General features: G+C 68.7%; 18 protein-coding genes, 1 tRNA gene and 1 CRISPR repeat array (1 of these 20 cut by a window edge). Of the genes, 15 read left to right on the top strand and 4 right to left on the bottom strand.

Translation table 11 applies throughout. From position 1 onward, the window contains the following. Window positions 1-17: 17 nt before the first annotated feature. On the bottom strand, window positions 18-1553 hold the full coding sequence (gene glpD, locus HUW53_RS13105; protein WP_237346212.1) for a glycerol-3-phosphate dehydrogenase: 1536 nt from the start codon (window positions 1551-1553) through the stop codon (window positions 18-20). 275 nt (window positions 1554-1828) lie between these two features. Between glpD and HUW53_RS13100 the strand changes: the two genes are divergently transcribed. Further along, window positions 1829-2848 (top strand): TRAP transporter substrate-binding protein, encoded by a 1020-nt coding sequence (locus tag HUW53_RS13100; protein ID WP_237346211.1) that lies wholly within the window; start codon window positions 1829-1831, stop codon window positions 2846-2848. Between the two features lie 220 nt (window positions 2849-3068). On the opposite strand, the gene HUW53_RS13095 is transcribed toward HUW53_RS13100, so the two are convergent. Then, on the bottom strand, window positions 3069-3587 hold the full coding sequence (locus HUW53_RS13095; RefSeq protein ID WP_237346210.1) for a hypothetical protein: 519 nt from the start codon (window positions 3585-3587) through the stop codon (window positions 3069-3071). Window positions 3588-3776: 189 nt separating this feature from the next. Between HUW53_RS13095 and HUW53_RS13090 the strand changes: the two genes are divergently transcribed. The 7 genes from HUW53_RS13090 to HUW53_RS13060 all read left to right on the top strand — a co-directional run bounded on the left by HUW53_RS13090 (window position 3777) and on the right by HUW53_RS13060 (window position 10904). Beyond that, window positions 3777-3971 (top strand): hypothetical protein, encoded by a 195-nt coding sequence (locus tag HUW53_RS13090; protein ID WP_237346209.1) that lies wholly within the window; start codon window positions 3777-3779, stop codon window positions 3969-3971. Window positions 3972-4191: 220 nt separating this feature from the next. Further along, on the top strand, window positions 4192-4392 hold the full coding sequence (gene rpmI, locus HUW53_RS13085; RefSeq protein WP_237346208.1) for a 50S ribosomal protein L35: 201 nt from the start codon (window positions 4192-4194) through the stop codon (window positions 4390-4392). Window positions 4393-4421: 29 nt separating this feature from the next. Further along, entirely contained in the window at window positions 4422-4784 is a 363-nt protein-coding gene (gene rplT / locus HUW53_RS13080; protein ID WP_237346207.1) for a 50S ribosomal protein L20, read from the top strand. Between the two features lie 177 nt (window positions 4785-4961). Then, window positions 4962-6071, top strand: coding sequence for a phenylalanine--tRNA ligase subunit alpha (gene pheS / locus HUW53_RS13075; RefSeq protein ID WP_237346206.1), 1110 nt, complete (start codon window positions 4962-4964; stop codon window positions 6069-6071). A gap of 134 nt (window positions 6072-6205) precedes the next feature. Continuing rightward, window positions 6206-6544, top strand: coding sequence for an endonuclease domain-containing protein (locus HUW53_RS13070; RefSeq protein WP_237346205.1), 339 nt, complete (start codon window positions 6206-6208; stop codon window positions 6542-6544). Window positions 6545-6732: 188 nt separating this feature from the next. Then, a complete protein-coding gene (pheT, locus tag HUW53_RS13065; protein WP_237346204.1) occupies window positions 6733-9147 on the top strand; it encodes a phenylalanine--tRNA ligase subunit beta in 2415 nt (804 codons plus the stop codon). A gap of 257 nt (window positions 9148-9404) precedes the next feature. Continuing rightward, a complete protein-coding gene (locus HUW53_RS13060) occupies window positions 9405-10904 on the top strand; it encodes a phosphomannomutase/phosphoglucomutase (RefSeq protein ID WP_237346203.1) in 1500 nt (499 codons plus the stop codon). Window positions 10905-10984: 80 nt separating this feature from the next. Here HUW53_RS13060 and HUW53_RS13055 read toward each other — a convergent pair whose 3' ends face one another. Both HUW53_RS13055 and HUW53_RS13050 read right to left on the bottom strand, forming a co-directional pair. Further along, entirely contained in the window at window positions 10985-11770 is a 786-nt protein-coding gene (locus HUW53_RS13055; RefSeq protein ID WP_237346202.1) for an SDR family NAD(P)-dependent oxidoreductase, read from the bottom strand. 27 nt (window positions 11771-11797) lie between these two features. Beyond that, complete coding sequence (locus HUW53_RS13050) at window positions 11798-12979, bottom strand: MFS transporter (RefSeq protein ID WP_237346201.1); 1182 nt, start codon at window positions 12977-12979, stop codon at window positions 11798-11800. 123 nt (window positions 12980-13102) lie between these two features. Here HUW53_RS13050 and HUW53_RS13045 point away from each other — a divergent pair, with 123 nt between their 5' ends. The 7 genes from HUW53_RS13045 to HUW53_RS13015 all read left to right on the top strand — a co-directional run bounded on the left by HUW53_RS13045 (window position 13103) and on the right by HUW53_RS13015 (window position 18186). Further along, window positions 13103-14017 carry a LysR family transcriptional regulator gene (locus HUW53_RS13045; RefSeq protein WP_237346200.1) on the top strand — a complete coding sequence of 305 codons (915 nt, stop codon included), beginning with the start codon at window positions 13103-13105 and terminating at the stop codon, window positions 14015-14017. A gap of 199 nt (window positions 14018-14216) precedes the next feature. Continuing rightward, window positions 14217-14369, top strand: a complete 153-nt coding sequence (locus HUW53_RS13040; RefSeq protein ID WP_370877760.1) for a Flp family type IVb pilin — start codon at window positions 14217-14219, stop codon at window positions 14367-14369. A gap of 60 nt (window positions 14370-14429) precedes the next feature. Continuing rightward, the gene (locus HUW53_RS13035; protein WP_237346198.1) at window positions 14430-14945 is read left to right on the top strand and encodes an A24 family peptidase; all 516 of its coding nucleotides are present in this window, start codon (window positions 14430-14432) and stop codon (window positions 14943-14945) included. A gap of 104 nt (window positions 14946-15049) precedes the next feature. Further along, on the top strand, window positions 15050-16432 hold the full coding sequence (locus HUW53_RS13030; protein ID WP_370877769.1) for a leucyl aminopeptidase family protein: 1383 nt from the start codon (window positions 15050-15052) through the stop codon (window positions 16430-16432). 4 nt (window positions 16433-16436) lie between these two features. Further along, complete coding sequence (locus HUW53_RS13025) at window positions 16437-17318, top strand: C40 family peptidase (protein WP_237346196.1); 882 nt, start codon at window positions 16437-16439, stop codon at window positions 17316-17318. Then, complete coding sequence (locus HUW53_RS13020; RefSeq protein WP_237346195.1) at window positions 17311-18021, top strand: YggS family pyridoxal phosphate-dependent enzyme; 711 nt, start codon at window positions 17311-17313, stop codon at window positions 18019-18021. The genes HUW53_RS13025 and HUW53_RS13020 overlap by 8 nt, the downstream gene beginning before the upstream one ends. 89 nt (window positions 18022-18110) lie before the next feature. Then, window positions 18111-18186 (top strand) — tRNA-Glu (locus HUW53_RS13015). Between the two features lie 339 nt (window positions 18187-18525). Further along, window positions 18526-18597: a CRISPR direct-repeat array (repeat unit 36 nt); it runs 756 nt beyond the window's last position.

Here is an 18597-nt window from a genome sequence, read left to right as displayed (position 1 = left end):
GATCCTCCCGGAGCCGGCTATTTCCGCCGCGCCACCCTGAGCGCCATGTAGGTGGCGAGCGCCGCCGCCTCCTGAAGGTCGAGGCGCAGGCCGAGCTTGCTGCGGCGCCACAGCACATCGTCGGCGCTGTGCGCCCATTCGGCGTCCATCAGGTAATCGACCTCCCGCTGGCACAGGTGGCCGCCGAACCAGTCGCCGAGATCATCCTCGCTCTTCACGCCGTCGAGCAGCCGGTAGGTCCGCGTGCCATAGGCCCGCCCAAGCCGGCGCAGCAGCGCCACGTCGAGGGCGGGAAAGGCGCGGCGCAGCTCGTTCACCAGGGTTTCGAACCCCTGGCGGGGGAAATCGCCGCCGGGCAAGGTGGATCCCGCGGTCCAGGGCGCGGTCATGGGCGCGCTCATCGACAGATGGGGCGAAAGCGTCGCCAGCGCCGCCTCGGCCAGCCGGCGATAGGTGGTGATCTTGCCGCCATAGATGGTGAGCAGCGGCGCGGCGCCCGCCCCGGCATCGAGGGCGAGCACATAGTCGCGGGTGGCGTCCTGCGCGTTGGAGGCGCCGTCGTCATAGAGCGGTCGCACGCCCGAATAGGTCCACACCACGTCGCGGGGAGAGACCTGGGCCGCGAAATAGGCGCTGGCGGCGGCGCACAGGTATGTCATCTCCTCCGGCGTCGCCGCCACGTCCTCGGGGCTGCCCGCATAATCCCGATCGGTGGTGCCGATGAGGGTGAACTCGCCCTCGAACGGAAGCGCGAACACGATCCGCCCGTCGGCATTCTGGAAGATGTAGCCGCGCTCGTGCCGGAACAGCCGTCGCACCACGATGTGACTGCCCTGGACCAGGCGCACGTTCGCGGACGCCTGCACGCCGGCGGCCTCGCGCACCGCCCCCACCCAGGGGCCGGCGGCATCCACCAGCGCCCGCGCCCGCACCTCGCGCGGCTGCCCATCGTGCAGGATCGAAACCACCCACAGCTCGCCGGCGCGGCGGGCCCCCGTCACCCGCGTGCGCGGATGGATGCGGGCGCCACGCTCGGCCGCGTCCAGGGCATTGAGCACCACGAGGCGCGCGTCCTCCACCCAGCAATCGGAATATTCAAAGGCGCGGGTGAAGCCCGGCCGCAGCGGCCCCCCCGCCGGATCGCGCCGCAGATCGAGGCTGCGCGTCGCCGGCAGCCGCTGGCGGCCGCCCAGGTGGTCATAGACCCACAGGCCGAGGCGCAGCATCCAGGCGGGCCTCAGGCCGGGATGAAGCGGCAGGACGAACCGCAGCGGCCAGATGATGTGCGGCGCCATGCCCCACAGCACTTCGCGTTCCTCCAGCGCCTCGCGCACCAGGCGGAACGCCCCATGCTCCAGATAGCGCAACCCGCCATGGATGAGCTTGGTGGAGGCGGACGAGGTGCCGCAGGCGAGGTCCCCCTGCTCGAACAGGGCCACCGCGAGCCCGCGCCCGGCCGCATCGCGCGCGATGCCGCAGCCGTTCACCCCACCGCCGATCACGACGAGGTCGAAGAGCGCGTCGGCCTCGTGGATCTGCGGCGTTGCTGCCATCGCACCTGCTCCCGCTCGGCGCGCCCGGCTCCCTCGCCTCCCCCTCGGAGAATCGGCGGCGTGCGCGCTGAGACCATGGCGGCTCGCCCGGCCGCGTCAACTCCCATTGCGAAGCTGTCGCGCCGCAGCATCGCCCGCCCACCGCAAAACAGAGCCCATGCCTTGCGCCGATGCCCGGCGCAGGCCAGCATGGCGGCAACCGGAAGCCCGCGCGAAAGCAGGCTCCAGATGAGGAAAGGGTCCGCCACCGGACCCGCGCAAGGAGTTCACAGAAGATGAGGTTGACCCGTCGCACCCTGTTGCAGGCGAGCGCCGCCGCCGTGGTGACCGCGGGCGTCGCCGCCCCGTTCGTGGCGCGCGCCCAGGGACCCGAGTTCTCGTACAAATATGCGAACAACCTGCCCGTCACCCACCCCATGAACGTGCGGGCGGGCGAGATGGCCCAGGCGATCAAGGCCGAGACCGACGGACGGGTGGAGATCAACATCTTCCCCTCCAACCAGCTCGGCGGCGACACCGACATGCTGAGCCAGCTCCGCTCCGGCGGCATCGAATTCTTCACCCTCTCGCCGTTGATTCTCTCCACCCTGGTGCCCAACGCCTCGGTGAGCGGCATCGGCTTCGCCTTCCCCGACTATGCGAGCGTGTGGAACGCCATGGACGGCAAGCTCGGCGACTATGTGCGCGGGCAGATCGCCAAGGCCGGCATCGTCGCCATGGACAAGATCTGGGACAACGGCTTCCGCCAGATCACCACCTCCACCAAGCCGATCGTGACCGCGGCGGACCTGAAGGGCCTGAAGATCCGCGTGCCGGTGTCGCCGCTGTGGACCTCCATGTTCAAGGCGTTCGGCTCGGCCCCGGCCAGCCTCAATTTCGCGGAGGTCTACACCGCGCTCCAGACCGGCACCGTGGACGCGCAGGAAAACCCGCTGGCCATCATCTCCACCGCGAAACTCTATGAGGTGCAGAAATACTGCTCCCTCACCAACCACATGTGGGATGGCTTCTGGTTCCTGGCCAACCGCCGCGCCTTCCAGGCCCTGCCCGAGGATCTGCGCGCCATCGTCGCCAAGAACATCAATGGCGCCGGCATGAAGGAACGGGAAGACGTGGCCACCATGAACGCCGCGCTGCAGAAGGATCTCGCCGCCAAGGGCCTCGCCTTCAATCCCACCACGCCCGACAGCTTCCGCGCCGAGCTCGCCAAGGCCGGCTTCTATGCCGAGTGGAAGGGCAAATATGGCGACGAGGCCTGGTCCATCCTGGAAAGCTACACCGGCAAGCTGGGCTGACCGCCCGCGCCCGGCCCCATCAGGCCGAAGGTCCCCCTGAGCTTGCCGAAGGCCCGTGCGCTTGCCGAAGGCCCGTGCGCTTGCCTCATGGGCCTTCGGTCATGGGCCTGTGGCAAGGCCCGAGCGGCACTTGACCGGCGCCATTTGGCGCCGATCGAAGACCGGGACCGATGGTGTGAGGTGCCGAATTGAACGGACCGCAGCCCACCGGCCGCGCGCCTCAGGCGCCGTAGGCTTGTGTCGCCCGCGTCAGGCTCGTGCTCGACCCACCCGTGGTGCCGGTGCCGAACAGGGTCGCAAGAAGGCTCGCCGCGGAGCTTGAGGCCGACGTGACAAGGCCGCCCGCCGCCGGAATGACCGTCTCCTGCGTGCCACCACCGGGCAGATCGGTGCGGATGGTGAATTCCTCCGACGGGAACAGGCTGCGATGCTTGGCGATGGTATCCGCCAGCACATCATGGAAGTTCGACTGGGTACTGGCGCCATTGGCCTGCACCTTCCCGTCCTTCCCCTTGCCGTCGGCCGCCAGAGTGGCCTGATAGAAGGCGTTCAGGGACTCTCGCAGGTCATCGTTGTAGCGGAACACGTTCACGATATCGTTCGTGATGCCCACGTCCCCCCGGAACACCTTGGAGTTCAGGAACACGATGGCCATGATGTTCTCCGCCGCCCGCTCCTGCGGCGTCTGGAGAAACTTCACCACCCGCACGGATGACGTGACCGACGTGATCTCGACCATGGCCCGCCCCGACCTGCTCGATGCCCCCGGCTGGCGCGCCAGCCGTCCCGGAATCGTTTCCGGATGGCGTGTAGCCTACAGACTCATACCCTTGGGGAAAAGACACATCCGCGCCGATCCTCGGACGGGGGCGCCCAAAAGGCACGCGGCCGTGTTGAGGCGCGGGCGCGCGCCGGCTATTCAAGAGCCATGGATCAGCTCATCCGCCTTTTGATGCGCACCGCCTATTGGGTGCGGCATCCGCCGTCGCGCATGCAGATGTACGTCATGGCCGCGGTGGTCGTGATCGCCGTCTTGTGCGTGGCGATTGAAGCCTTCTGGGGCTGGCCGTCCGGGCTGCGGGTGAACCGCGTGCCCCGGGACCTCGGCTTCCGGCCGCTTTAGCCCGGGCTTATCCCCCGGCCGCGACCGCGCCCCTTCCTCTCTCCTCTTGCCTCTCGCCTCTCGCCCCTTGCCTTTCGCTCCGCGCTCCTGTAACGAACGCGGCTTCGGATCGGCCGGCGAAAAAGGGCTGCCGCGACGGTCCAGACCGCTCAACAGCAACAAGAGGCTGAGCGTCCACCGCCCCGAGAGGGCGCGGAGGGGTGCGGCCACGGAGAGCCAAATGCCCAAGATGAAGACCAAGTCGGGAGCAAAAAAGCGCTTCCGTCTCACGGGTACGGGTAAGGTCATCGCCGCCCAGGCCGGCAAGCGCCACGGCATGATCAAGCGCACCAACAACCAGATCCGCAACCTGCGCGGCACCACCATCCTGAGCGAAAGTGACGGGCGGGTCATCCGCAAGCACTTCCTGCCCAACGGCTGACGCCAGTCGCGATCTGAAGGAGCACACCCATGGCCCGCGTGAAACGTGGCGTTACTTCCCACGCCAAGCATAAGAAGGTCTACAAAGCCGCCAAAGGCTTTTACGGCCGTCGCAAGAATACCATCCGCGCTGCGAAGTCGGCCGTCGAACGGTCGATGCAGTATGCGTATCGCGATCGCAAGGTGAAGAAGCGGAACTTCCGCGCCCTGTGGATCCAGCGCATCAATGCCGGCGTGCGCGCGCTGGATCTCGACCTCACCTATTCGCGATTTATCGATGGTCTCGGCAAGGCCGGGATCGAGGTCGATCGCAAGGTGCTCTCGGATATCGCCATCCATGAGCCCGAGGCGTTCAAGGTTCTGGTGGAGCAGGCCAAGGCCGCGCTCGCCTGATCCCTCCCCCGCCTTCCGAGACCTGAAGAGAAGCCCCGACGGATCGCCCGTGCGGGGCTTTTCCGTTTGGGGCCGCCCCCCTATAAGCGGCGCAACCGATCCTCGCCGTAACGGCGACCCGGCGCCCCTCCCGCACCGGGCGCCCATCCGCGACGACTGGCATTTGAAGGACCTCTCATGTCCGATCCCGTCACCACCGACACCCCCGCCCTCGACACCCTGGAGCGGGACATCTCCGCCGCCATCCTCGGCGCTGTGGACGAAGCCGCCCTGGAGCAGGTGCGCATTTCCGCGCTCGGCAAAAAGGGACAGGTGTCCGAGCTGCTGAAGTCCCTCGGCGGCATGAGCCCCGACGAGCGCAAGCTGAAGGGCCCCGCCATCAACGGCCTGCGCGACAAGGTCCAGGGGCTCATCGCCGCCCGCAAGGACACGCTGAAGGCCGCCGCCCTTGAAGCCCGCCTCGCCACCGAGCGCGTGGACGTCACCCTGCCGGTGCGCGAGGCCGCGGCCGAGGCGGGGCGCGTGCACCCCATCGCCCAGGTGACCGAGGAACTCGTCGCCATCTTCGCCGACATGGGATTTTCGGTGGCGGAAGGCCCGGATATCGAGGACGACTTCCACAATTTCACGGCGCTGAACTTCCCGCCCGGCCACCCGGCCCGCGAGATGCACGACACCTTCTTCCTCCCTCCCGATGACAGTGGCGCGCGAAAAGTGCTGCGCACCCACACCTCGCCGGTGCAGGTGCGCACCATGCTGTCGAAGAAGCCGCCGATCCGCGTCATCTGCCCCGGCCGCACCTACCGTTGCGATTCGGACCAGACCCACACCCCCATGTTCCATCAGGTCGAGGGGCTCGTCATCGACAAGGGCGCCCACCTCGGGCACCTGAAGTGGATCCTGGAAGAATTCTGCAAGGCCTTCTTCGAGGTGGAAGGGGTGAAGATGCGCTTCCGCCCCTCCTTCTTCCCCTTCACCGAGCCGTCGATGGAAGTCGACATCCAGTGCGACCGCTCCCGCCCCGGCGAGATCCGCTTCGGCGAGGGCTCCGACTGGCTGGAGATCCTCGGCTGCGGCATGGTCCATCCCAATGTGCTCAGGAATTGCGGGCTGGACCCGGACGAATACCAGGGCTTTGCCTGGGGCATGGGCATCGACCGTATCGCCATGCTGAAATACGGCATGAGCGACCTGCGCGCCTTCTTCGAAGCGGATGTGCGCTGGCTCTCCCACTACGGCTTCCGCCCGCTCGACTTTCCCACCCTCGCCGGCGGCCTGAGCGCGTGATCGATGCCGACCGCCCCGCCCCCTCCCCCGCAAGCGGGAGAGGGCGAGACATCGAGGCCAAGGGAAATGCCCTCTCCCGCTTGCGGGGGAGGGTTGGGAAGGGGAAAACAGCGTCGGAGCCAGGAAGCCACCCGATGGATGATGCCGAACCTCCCAGATGGCTTGTCTCCCGGCGCCAGCGATCGCGGGCCAAAACCCTGCGTGGAAACCTGACCGATGCCGAGCAGCATCTTTGGAGCGGTCTACGCGGCCACCGGCTCTGTGGCTTGAGCTTCCGCCGCCAGCATCCCCTTGGTCCCTACATCACCGATTTCGCCTGCCTGCCGACCAAGCTCGTGATCGAGGTGGACGGTGGCCAGCATTATGAAGACGCCGGTCAGCTCAAGGACGCTCGGCGCGACCAATTCTTCAAGGAGCGCGGCTTCACGGTACTGCGCTTCTCCAATCTCGATGTGCTGCAAAATCTGAGCTGAGTGCTCGACACGATCTACGCCGCGGCGCGCCCAGCCGCCCCGCCCCCTCCCCACCCCTCCCCCGCAAGCGGGAGAGGGAGCGACGCGGGGACGCGCGGGAAAAGCCCTCTCCCGCTTGCGGGGGAGGGTTGGGAGGGGGAAAACGCCCCCAGCGCGCCGCAGGCGGATCAGGACAAGGACGACCTTCGATGAAATTCACCTATTCCTGGCTCAAGGAGCACCTGGAGCCCTCCGCCTCCTTCGAGGAGATCGTCGAGCGCCTGTCCCTCATCGGCCTGGAGGTCGAGGGGGTGGAGGACAAGGCCAAGGATCTGTCCGCCTTCGTGGTGGGCGAGATCCTCACCGCCGTGAAGCACCCCAATGCGGACAAGCTGCAGGTGTGCTCGGTCTCCATCGGGTCCGGCGATCCGATCCAGGTGGTGTGCGGCGCGCCCAATGCCCGCGCCGGCCTGAAGACCGTGTTCGCGGCGCCCGGCACCGTCATCCCCACCAACGGGATGCAGCTCAAGATCGGCAAGATCCGCGACGTGGAAAGCCGTGGCATGCTGTGCTCGGCGCGCGAGCTTGGCCTGTCGGAAGAGCATGACGGCATCATGGAGCTGCCACCCGATGCCCCCGCCGGCGCCCCGTTCGCGCAAGTGATCGGCCTGGACGATCCGGTGGTCGAGATCGCCGTCACCCCCAACCGCGCCGACTGCCTGGGCGTCGCCGGTGTCGCGCGCGATCTGGCCGCCGCCGGTCTCGGCGAGCTGATGAACCCGCGCATCAAGCCGGTGGAGGGCGCATTCCCCTCGCCCGTCACCGTGCGGCTCGACTTCGGCGACACGCCCGCTTTGTGCCCGGCGTTCGCGCTCAGGGTCATCCGCGGGGTGAAGAACGGCCCCTCGCCCCAGTGGATGCAGGACAAGCTGCGCGCCATCGGCCTGCGCCCCATCAATGCGCTGGTGGACGTCACCAATTTCATGACGTTCGATCGCAACCGCCCGCTCCACGTCTTCGACGCGAAGAAGGTGACGGGCGAACTGGTGGTGCGTCGCGCCAAGGCGGGCGAGACCCTCCTGGCGCTCGACGGCAAGACCTACACGCTTGATGACACCATGTGCGTCATCGCCGACGACACCGGCGTGGAGAGCCTTGCCGGCGTCATGGGCGGCGAGGATTCGGGCTGTGATGAGTCGACCACCGACGTGGTGATCGAATCGGCCCTGTGGGCGCCCATCAACATCGCCCAGACCGGGCGCAAGCTGGGCCTCAATTCCGATGCCCGCTTCCGCTTCGAGCGCGGCATCGACCCGGCCTTCACCCTGCCGGGCCTGGACCTCGCCACCCACCTCATCCTCGACATCTGCGGCGGCGAGCCGTCGCAGATGGTGCTGGCGGGCGCTATTCCCGACACCACCCGCACCATCGCCTTCCCGCTCGCCGAGGTGAAGCGGCTGACCGGCCTCGACGCCTCCGAACAGGAGATTCGCGACGTGCTCGCCGCCTTGGGCTTCGCCGTGTCGGGCGATGCGCCGGTGCTGCAGGTGGTGCCGCCCTCCTGGCGCGGCGACATCGAGGGCAAGGCGGACCTGGTGGAAGAGGTGGTGCGCATCCTGGGCCTGGAACGCGTGCCGGCCACCGAGCTGCCGCGCGGCGCGGATGCGAGGAAGCCGATCCTCACCCCCTTGCAGCGACGCAGCCGCAAGGCCCGCCGGGCGCTCGCCGCCCGTGGCCTGGTGGAGGCCGTGACGTGGTCGTTCGTCTCCCACGCGGAGGCCGAGCTGTTCGGCGGCGGAGCCGCGAGTGTGGCCCTGTCGAACCCGATCGCGGCGGAATTGTCCGACATGCGGCCGAGCCTGCTGCCCGGCCTCATCCGTGCGGCCAAGACCAATGCCGACCGGGGCTTTGCCGATACCGCCCTGTTCGAGGTGGGCCAGACCTTCGCCGGCGACCAGCCGACCGATCAGCGCCAGTGCGCTTCCGGCGTGCGCCACGGCACCGCCAAGCCGTTCGGCGCCGGGCGCCACTGGTCGGGCGCGGCGGGCAATGTGGACGTGTTCGACGCCAAGGCCGACGCGCTGGCGGCGCTCGCGGCCTGCAACGCCCCGGTGGCCAACCTCCAGGTCACGGCGGATGCGCCGTCCTGGTACCATCCCGGCCGCTCGGGCAGCCTGCGCCTCGGCTCCAACGCCATGGCCCATTTCGGCGAGGTCCATCCGGCGGTGCTGGAGGCGCTCGACGTGGACGGGCCGGTGGTGGCGTTCGAGATCGTGCTCGACAAGATTCCCGAGCCCAAGGCCAAGCCCACCAAGGTGAAGCCGCAGATCGACTTCTCGGCGTTCCAGCCGGTGACGCGCGACTTCGCCTTCCTGGTGGACCGCACGGTGGCCGCCGCCGACATCCTCAAAGCCGCCCAGGGGGTGGACAAGAAGCTCATCACCACGGTCGGCGTGTTCGATCTCTACGAGGGCAAGGGCATCGAGGCCGACAAGAAGTCGGTGGCGGTGGAGGTGACCCTCCAGCCGCGCGAGCGCACCTTGACCGACAAGGAGATCGAGGAGGTGGCGGGCAAGATCGTCGCCGAGGTCACCAAGAAGACCGGCGCCAGCCTGCGCGCCTGAGACCCCGCCCGGCGCGCCGCCGCGCGCGCCGGGTGCACCGCCATTTACCATGGGGCACGACGCCCGATGGAGCCCTGTCCCTGCCGTGATTTGCGGTTCTTTCCGTCACAATTTTCGTGCTATCTCGCCGCCGCAGATCCGGCGGGCCGAGCCAAGGCGCTCAGCCATCCAAAGGCCCTAACCGCCCAAGCCCCGCTTGTGGCAAGCCCCTCTTGTGGCAATCCCCTCTTGTGGACCCGCCGTGTGGAGAAGCGTCGATGTTCCCTGTTCCCAAGCCCGTTTTGACGCCCAACACCTATGCGTATGAATCCGAGCCCATGGTGAAGCCCACCGGCTTCAGGGAATACGACGCCCGCTGGCTGTTCCAGAAAGAGATCAACCTGATGGGCGTGCAGGCCCTGGGCCTGGGCCTGGGCACGCTGATGCACGAAATGGGGGTGCGCCCGGAGATCGCCACCGGCCACGACTTCCGCGGCTATTCCTCCTCCATCAAATACGCGCTGGTCAGCGGCCTGATGGCGGCGGGCATCAAGGTGCACGACATCGGCCTCGCCTTGTCGCCGATGGCCTATTTCGCCCAGTTCGCGCTCGACGTGCCGGCGGTGGCCATGGTGACCGCCTCCCACAACGACAACGGCTGGACCGGCGTGAAGATGGGCGTCAACCGCCCGCTCACCTTCGGGCCTGACGAGATGACCCGGCTGAAGGACATCGTGCTCGGCGCCAAGTTCGACATGCGCGGCGGCGGCGCCTACCATTTCGTGGAGAACTTCCCCGAGGTCTACATCAAGGACCTCACGGACCGGCCGAAGCTCTCCCGCAAGCTGAAGGTGGTGGTGGCCTGTGGCAACGGCACCGCCGGCGCCTTCGCGCCGCGCGTCATCGCCGCGCTCGGGGCCGAGGTGATCCCGCTCGACTGCGAGCTGGATCACTCCTTTCCCAAATACAATCCGAACCCCGAAGACATGGCGATGCTCCATGCCATGCGCGACGCCGTGCTCGAGCACAAGGCGGACCTGGCGCTGGGCTTCGACGGCGACGGCGATCGCTGCGGCGTGGTGGACAATACCGGCGAGGAGATCTTCGCCGACAAGATGGGCGTGCTGCTGGCCCGCGACCTCGCCAAGCTCCACCCCGGCGCCACCTTCGTGGTGGATGTGAAGTCCACCGGACTGTTCGCCACCGACCCCGAGCTCATCAAGCTCGGGGTGAAGGCGGACTATTGGAAGACCGGCCATTCCTACATGAAGCGCCGGGTGAACGAGACCGGGGCGCTGGTCGGCTTCGAGAAGTCCGGCCACTACTTCTTCAACACGCCCATCGGCCGCGGTTATGACGACGGCCTCGTCTCGGCCATCGCCGTGCTCGACATGCTGGACCGCAACCCGGCCAAGTCCCTGGCCGAGCTGCGCGAGGGGCTGCCCAAGACCTGGTCGTCCCCCACCATGTCGCCCCACTGCGCGGACGAGGCCAAATACGGCATCGTGGATGCCGTGGTGAAGCACTATCAGGACCTCGCCGCCAAGGGCGCCCCGGTCACCGGCCAGAAGATCCGCGATCTGGTGACGGTGAACGGCGTGCGTGTCACCTGCGAGGATGGTTCCTGGGGCCTCGTGCGCGCCTCCTCCAACAAGCCGGAACTGGTGGTGGTGGTGGAAAGCCCGGTTTCGGAAGCGCGCATGCGCGAGATGTTCGCCGAAGTGGACGGCGTGCTGCGCACCCATCCGGAAGTGGGCGAATACAATCAGAAGATCTGACGCCGAAGGCCTGTGCGCGCGCCGCACGGGCCTTCGGCAGTAAAGCCACGGGGACCGCGATGCCGGTCCCCGTGTCGTTGTCAGCCGATGGTGTCCACGATGCCGCCTTCCACCCGCAAGGCGGCGCCGGTGGTGGCGGAAGCCTCGCGCGAGCAGGCATAGACGACCATGTTGGCCACCTCTTCCGGTGTCGCCACCCGCCCGATGATGGAACTCGGCCGCTGCGCCTTCACGAATGCCGTGGCCGCCGCCTCCAGGCTGATCCCCACCTTTTCCGCCGCGTCCTTCACCATGGCCGCGACGCCCTCGCTGAGGGTTGGGCCGGGCAGCACCGCGTTCACCGTCACGCCGGTGCCCGCCATGCGCTTGGCAAGGCCCCGCGAAACCGACAGGTTGGCGGTCTTGGTGAAGCCGTAGTGGATCATGTCGGCGGGAATCGCCAGGCCCGATTCCGAGGACAGGAACACCACTCGTCCCCAGCCTTGGGCCGCCATGGCCGGCAGATAGGCCCGCGACAGCCGCACCCCACTCATCACGTTCACATCGAAATACTGCTGCCACACCGCATCGTCGGTTTCGAAGAAATCGCCGGTGCCGTAGATGCCCACATTGTTGACCAGGATGTCGACCCGCGGCACCTCCGCCACCAGCGCGGCGCAGCCCTCCGCCGTGCTCACGTCGGCCACCGCGCCGATGGCGGCCCCGACCCCCTTGAGGGCGGCGACGGCGTCCGCCACCGCCTCGGCCTTGCGGCCGTTGACCACCACCTCGGCCCCGGCCGCGGCAAGCCCCTTGGCGATGGCAAAGCCGATGCCGGACGTGGAACCGGTGACAAGGGCGCGCTTACCAGACAAATCGATTTTCATGGACCATCTCCTTTGAACAGAGGGCGCTCAGGCGTTCCCGACCGCGCAATCGGCCTCGACATCGGGCGCCGCGCGCCGTTCGGACAGGTAAGCGGTGAGAATGGCCCCGAGCGGCACCAGCCCCGCCACCAGCGGCACCGCCCACAGGCCCGGACCGCCGTCGATCACCCATCCGCCCAGCGCGGCACCGATGGCATTGCCCAGGTTGAAGGCGGCGATATTGAAGGAGGAGGCGAGGCTCTGCCCCGCGCCCTTCGCCTTTTGGAGCACCCACATCTGGAGCGGCGCCACCGTGGCGAACCCCACCGCGCCGAGCAGGCCCACCGCCGCCACCGCCGTCACCTTGCCGTCGAGCGCCGGCGACAGCCCCATGAGCACCAGGGACAGCAGGACGAGGCTGCCATAGACGGTCGGCACCAGCCACCGGTCGGCGAGCCGTCCGCCCAGCAGGTTGCCCACCACCAGGCCGCCGCCGAACACGAGCAGGATGGGCGAAACCGCGGCATCCGAAAAGCCGGTGATGCGGGTGAGCATGGGCGCGATGTAAGTGAAGGCGGCGAACACCCCGACCCAGCTCAGCACCGTGGTGGCGAGCCCCAGCAGCAGCGCCGGGCGGCGCAAAACCTTGAGATCGTCGGCAAGGCGCGTGGTGGACGGCGTGCCGTGGTCCTTGGGCACCAGCAGCGCGATGATGGCCAAGGCCGCCAGCCCGACCCCCGTGACCGCGAGGAAGGTGGAGCGCCAGCCCGCAAGCTGCCCCAGCCAGGTGCCGAACGGCACGCCCAGGATGTTCGCCACCGTAAGGCCGGTGAACATGATGGCAATGGCGGAGGCCTTCTTGTTGGCGGGCACGAGATCGGTCGCCACCACCGAGCCGACGCCGAAGAAGGTGGCATGGGCAAACGAGGTGAGCACCCGCGCCGCCATCAGCCATCCGTAATCGGGCGCGAGCGCGCAGGCGAGGTTGCCGAGGGTGAAGATGGCCATGAGCCCCATCAGCACCATCTTGCGCGGCCAGCGGGCGGTAAGCGTCGTCAGCAGCGGCGCCCCCACCACCACCCCCAGGGCATAGCCCGAGATGAGCAGTCCGGCAGCGGAAATGGAGACGCCGAGATCGGCGCTCACCTCCAGCAGCAGGCCCATGATGACAAATTCGGTGACGCCGATGCCGAAGGCGCCGGCAGCGAGCGCATAAAGGGCCACAGGCATGATCTGAGCGCTTTCTTGAAAGAAGACCCGGCAACCGCGGGAGGAATGCCGCGCAAGATGGACCCATCGCCGCTCATGAACTAGCATGGGTGCGGTCAAAGCATTCATGAACTAAATTCACAGATGACCCTCGAGCCCCCCCGCGACGCCAATCGCTTCACCGAGATGGAGGTGTTCACCCGCGTGGTGGAACGGGGCGGCTTGTCCGCCGCCGCCCGCGCCTCCAACCTCACCCCCTCGGCGGTCAGCAAGCTGTTGGCCCGGTTGGAGCGGCGGCTCGGGGTGCGGCTGCTCACGCGCACCACCCGCAAGCTCCAGCTCACCCCGGAGGGGGCGGCCTTCTACGAGCGCGCGGCGCGCATCCTGGACGAGGTCGCCGCAGCCGAGCAGGAGGCGGCGGCCGGCGCAGCCCCGCGCGGACGGCTGCGCGTGAACGCCTCCGTGCATTTCGCCATGGCCCATCTGCTGCCGCTGGTGCCGGCCTTCCTCGCCGCCCATCCGCAGATGAGCATCGAAGTGACCGTCACCGACCGGGTGGTGGACCTCATGGAGGAGCGGGCGGATGTGGCGCTCCGGGTCGGCCCCATGCGTGATTCGCAGCTCGTCGCCCGCAAGATCGCCAAGGGCCGCGCCATGGTGGTGGCCGCCCCGGCCTACATCGCCCGCGCCGGGATGCCTCAAGCGCCGGAAGACCTCGCCCGCCACAATATGCTCGGCTTCACCTTCACCCGCATCGTGGAGGGCTGGCCGTTCCTGGACGGCAAGGGCGGCATCGTCTCCGTGCCGCCCCGCGGCAATGCCCTGGTGAGCAACGGAGAGGCCATGCAGGTGCTGGCGTTGGCGGGGCTCGGCCTCGCCCGGCTCGCGGAATTCGAGGTCCGTCCCGACGTGGCCGCCGGCCGTCTGGTTCCGGTGCTGGAGCACCTCAACCCCGGCGACGCCATCGATGTGCATGCGGTCTATGTGGGGGGCTCCGGCCCCCTTTCCGCCCGCATCCGCGCGTTCGTCGATTTCCTGGCGGCAAACGTGCGGATGTGAGCAACGACCCGGCCCTGGCGAGAGAGCATTAACCGTTCCGCCAGTCGGTCGCGGGATGCGGTATTATGGTAGCCTTCCTTTACCTCCCTGCAAGGGCGAGGGCCTAGCCTTCCTCCCGCGGCCCCACCTGCCGCGACCAGTCCGCCCACGGGCCGCTTCGGCCGGGGACCGTTTCGGAAAGCGTTACATGAAGCTCTTGATGTCCCGCTTCATTCACGAGGAGCATGGCTCCACGGCCCTGGAATACGGCCTCATCGCCGCCGGGCTGTCCATCGCCATCATCACCGTGCTGGCGCAGATCGCCACCACGTTCGCGCGCCTCAAGACCACGGCGGCCGCCGCCGGCAACTGAAACCGCCCGGCCCCGGCCCGCGGGACCGGAGCCCAACAGAACCTCGAAGAGGACGCGGCCATGGACCGGATGCACCTGTTGGATCTGCTGCTGCTCGGGCTGTACCCGGTGCTGCTGTGCATGGCCATCGGCACCGATCTCGCCCGCCGCATCATTCCCAACCTGCTGGTCGTCGCCCTGGTGGCCGGCTTCGCCGTGGTCGCCCTGGTCTCGCCGCTGGCCGACCTCAGCTTGAGGCTCCTGGTGGCGGGGGCGGTGACATCGGCCGGCTTCACCCTGTTCGCCCAGGACGTGATCGGCGCGGGCGATGCCAAGCTCGCGGGGGCCCTGGCGCTGTGGCTCGATCCGGTGCAGGTGCCCCTTTTCCTCATCACCTGCGGGCTCATCGGCGCCGTGCTCACCCTGGCCGCAACCTTGAAGGCCCGCGGGGGCGAGCGCATCGCGCCGTTCCCCTCGCCCCTGGCCCGCCCCATCGCGTTGTTTGCCCACACCGGAGAAACCTTGCCCTATGGGGTCGCCCTGGCCGGAGCGGGCTTGCTGCTGCACCCCTATTCCAGCCTGATGCTCCTGACCTGAAGCCGGCGCTCCACGCCCACCGCAGCCCGGCACTGCGCCCGCCGCCTGCGGATGGCCCTTCAAGGATCGCGACCGGTCGTGCTACCTCCTGAGGGGAGGAGTTCATCATGCTCGATTGCTTCGCCCCCGCCTCTGAACAGAGCCTGCCGGTCTGGTGCGTGCGCCCCGCCGACCTCGACGCCGCCTCCGACACCAGCCCGCTGCCCGCCGCCGCGCGGGCCTTTGCCGCCTCCGCCGGCTTCAAGGGCGAGGCCGGCAAGCTGCTGCCCATCCCCGGTGCCGCCGGCCTCGTGGCCGGTGCCATGTTCGGCATGGCGGCCCCGGACAGCGCGGATCCGTTCGCCTGCGGCGCCCTGCCCGGCCTGCTGCCGCCCGGCACCTGGCGCCTGGAGGGCGCATGCGGTGACGCCGCCCTCTCCGCTCTCGCCTTCGCCCTGGGCACCTATCGCTTCACCCGCTACCGCAAGGCCCCCGATCGTACCGTGCGGCTCGCCCTGCCCGAAGGCGTCGACGCCGACGACCTGACCCGGCAGGTGGAGGCCATCACCCTCACCCGCGACCTCGTGAACACGCCCGCCAACGATCTCGGCCCGGCGGAACTCGAGGATGCGGCTCGCGCGCTGGCCGCCCGCCATGGTGCGGCCTTCCGCTCGATCGTGGGCGATGCGCTGCTTCAGGAGAACTTCCCCCTCATCCACGCCGTGGGCCGCGCCGCCGTCCAGCCGCCCCGCCTGATCGAGATCACCGCCGGCGATCCCGACGCGCCCAAGGTGACGCTGGTGGGCAAGGGCGTGTGCTTCGACACCGGCGGGCTGGACCTGAAGCCCTCCTCGGCCATGCTGCTCATGAAGAAAGACATGGGCGGCGCCGCCAACGCCCTCGGCCTTGCCCATCTGCTACTGGCGCGCGGCGCAAAGGTGCGGCTGAAAGTGCTCATTCCGGCAGTGGAAAACTCCGTCTCCGGCGCCGCCTTCCGACCCGGCGACATCTTCCCGAGCCGCAAGGGCCTTTCGGTGGAGATCGGCAACACCGACGCCGAAGGCCGCCTGGTGCTGGCCGATGCGCTGGCGCTGGCGGACGAGGAAGCCCCTGATGTGCTGATCGATTTCGCCACCCTCACCGGCGCCGCCCGCGTGGCGCTGGGGCCGCAGCTTCCCGCCGCCTTCACCGCTGACGACGCCTTCGCCGCCGAGCTGGCGGGCGCCGCCGCCGCCCAGGCCGACCCCCTGTGGCGCCTGCCCCTGTGGCAGCCCTATGCGGGCATGCTCGATTCGAAGATCGCGGACACCAACAACGTCTCTTCCGGCGCCTTCGCCGGCGCCATCACGGCGGCGCTGTTCCTCAACAAGTTCGTGGGCGCGGCCAAGACCTGGCTGCATCTCGACCTCTTCGCCTGGAACCCCTCCGCCCGTCCCGGCCGGCCCGAAGGCGGCGAGGCGCAGACCATCCGCGCCCTCGATGCCCTGCTTGCCGCCCGCTACGGCTGACATCATGGCTCTGCCCGAAGGTTTCGACCCGCGCCTCACCCCCGCCCGCGACGACCTCGCCGCCGCCCATCTCAAGGGCGTGGTGGAGGCCCCGCGCTATGTGGACGGCGAGGCCCGCGAGGTGGCCGAGCCGGTCGCCCCCCTGCGCCGCCGCCCGGCGGGCGACGCGCCCCTCGACACCGAGGCGCTCCACGGCGAGCGCGTCACCGTCTATGCGGACGACGGGGAAGGCTGGGCCTTCGCCCAGCTCGCCCGCGACGGCTATGTGGGCTATCTGCCCACCGAAGCCCTGCGCCCCATCGGCCCCGCCCCGACCCACAAGGTGGCGGTGCCGCGCACCTTCATCTTCCCCGGCCCGGACATCAAGCTGCCGCCCCGTGGCGCCCTCTGCTTCGGCAGCGCGGTGGCGGTGCGCGCGGAAAAGGGGGCCTTCGCCGCCATCCCCGAAGGCTTCATCTTCGCCCGCCATCTGGCGCCCCTCGACGCGCGCGAGACCGATTTCGTCGCGGTGGCCAGCCGCTTCCTCGGCGTGCCCTATCTGTGGGGCGGGCGCTCGGCGCTTGGGCTCGACTGCTCTGGCCTGGTGCAGACCGCGCTTTTCGCCTGTGGCATCGCCGCCCCCCGCGACAGCGACATGCAGGAGCGGACACTCGGCACGGCCCTGCCCCTCGACACGCCCCTGCGGCGCGGCGACCTGCTGTTCTGGCCCGGCCACGTGGCGATTGTCGCGGCGCCCGACACCCTGCTGCACGCCAACGCCTTTCACATGATGGTGGCGCGCGAACCGCTGGCGCCGGCCCTGGAGCGCATCGCCGCAAGCGCCCCCCTGCGCAGCCTGCGCCGGCTCGACCCGACCCCGGAGCCCCAAGGGAACGCCCATGAGTGAAACACCCGGTGACACCACCCGCGCGGGCGCAAGCCAGGCCCCCCATCATCTGGCGGAGGTGCGCGCCGCCATCGCCAAGGCCTGCCGCGCGTTCGACCGGCGACCACAGGATGTGACGCTGATCGCCGTTTCCAAGACCTTCCCGGCGGACGCCGTGCGCCCGGTGCTGGAGGCGGGGCAGCGGGTGTTCGGCGAGAACCGCGTCCAGGAGGCGCAGGCCAAGTGGCCGGAACTGCGCGCCGCGTTCCCCGATGCGCGGGTGCATCTCATCGGCCCGCTGCAATCCAACAAGGTGCGCGAGGCGGTGGAGCTGTTCGACGCCATCCACACCGTGGACCGGCCCAAGATCGCCGCCGCCATCGCCGCCGAGCAGGCGCGCACCGGCAGGGCGCTGGAATTGTTCGTGCAGGTCAACACCGGCGCCGAGCCGCAGAAGGCCGGCGTGCTGCCGGAGGCCGCCGACGCCTTCATCGCCGAATGCCGCGACGTGCACGGCCTCACCCTGTCGGGCCTCATGTGCATTCCGCCGGCCGACGCGGTGCCCGACCCGCATTTCGCGCTTCTGGCCGAGATCGCGGCGCGCAACGGCTTGAAGGGCCTGTCCATGGGCATGAGCGGCGATTTTCCCGCCGCCATCCGCCAGGGCGCCACCCACATCCGCGTCGGCAGCGCCATTTTCGGCCACCGCCCGCCGCTGACATAAGCCGCGACCTGTGGAGAACTTCACCATGGCGCGGGAATGGCGCTTGCGACCCCGGCGGAACGCAGCTATAGAAACCGCCTTCCCGCGACGCTCCCATCGTCTAGCGGTCTAGGACGTCGCCCTCTCACGGCGAAAACAGGGGTTCGATTCCCCTTGGGAGCGCCAATCTTTTCAAAAGCTTAGCCCTGCCCTTCGCGGGGCTTTTGTGTTTTTGGGAAGAATTTGGGGAGTATGCGTCGGCGGACGCGGGCGGATTTCTGCGAACTTGAGCGCACACCGCGCGGGCTGATGGAGCTTCGGACACATCGTCAACGGAACTCCGGCGGCACAACGCCAAGCCAGGCTCCCCAATGCAGCGCAAGAGGCAATGCGGCGCCAAAGGTGCACCAGCAGCGGTCCGCCACGGCACTTTCTTTTTGTCTCCAGTTGACCCGAAGCGGCCGTTAAGTAGGTCCGAGTTCGGACAGGTGGTGGGTGCATCTTGTGAGGTCGCGTAATGATATCGGCGACACGCGACCACGATCTCTGAACGGCTATCCTCGCGCCATTTCCAGCCGCGCCAGGGCCTTGTTGCCG

This window comes from Xanthobacter agilis, from assembly GCF_021730435.1.
Taxonomy (GTDB): Bacteria; Pseudomonadota; Alphaproteobacteria; order Rhizobiales; family Xanthobacteraceae; genus Xanthobacter; species Xanthobacter agilis.
Note: the sequence above shows the minus strand (reverse complement) of the source record. Positions and strands in the feature narration are given on the sequence as shown.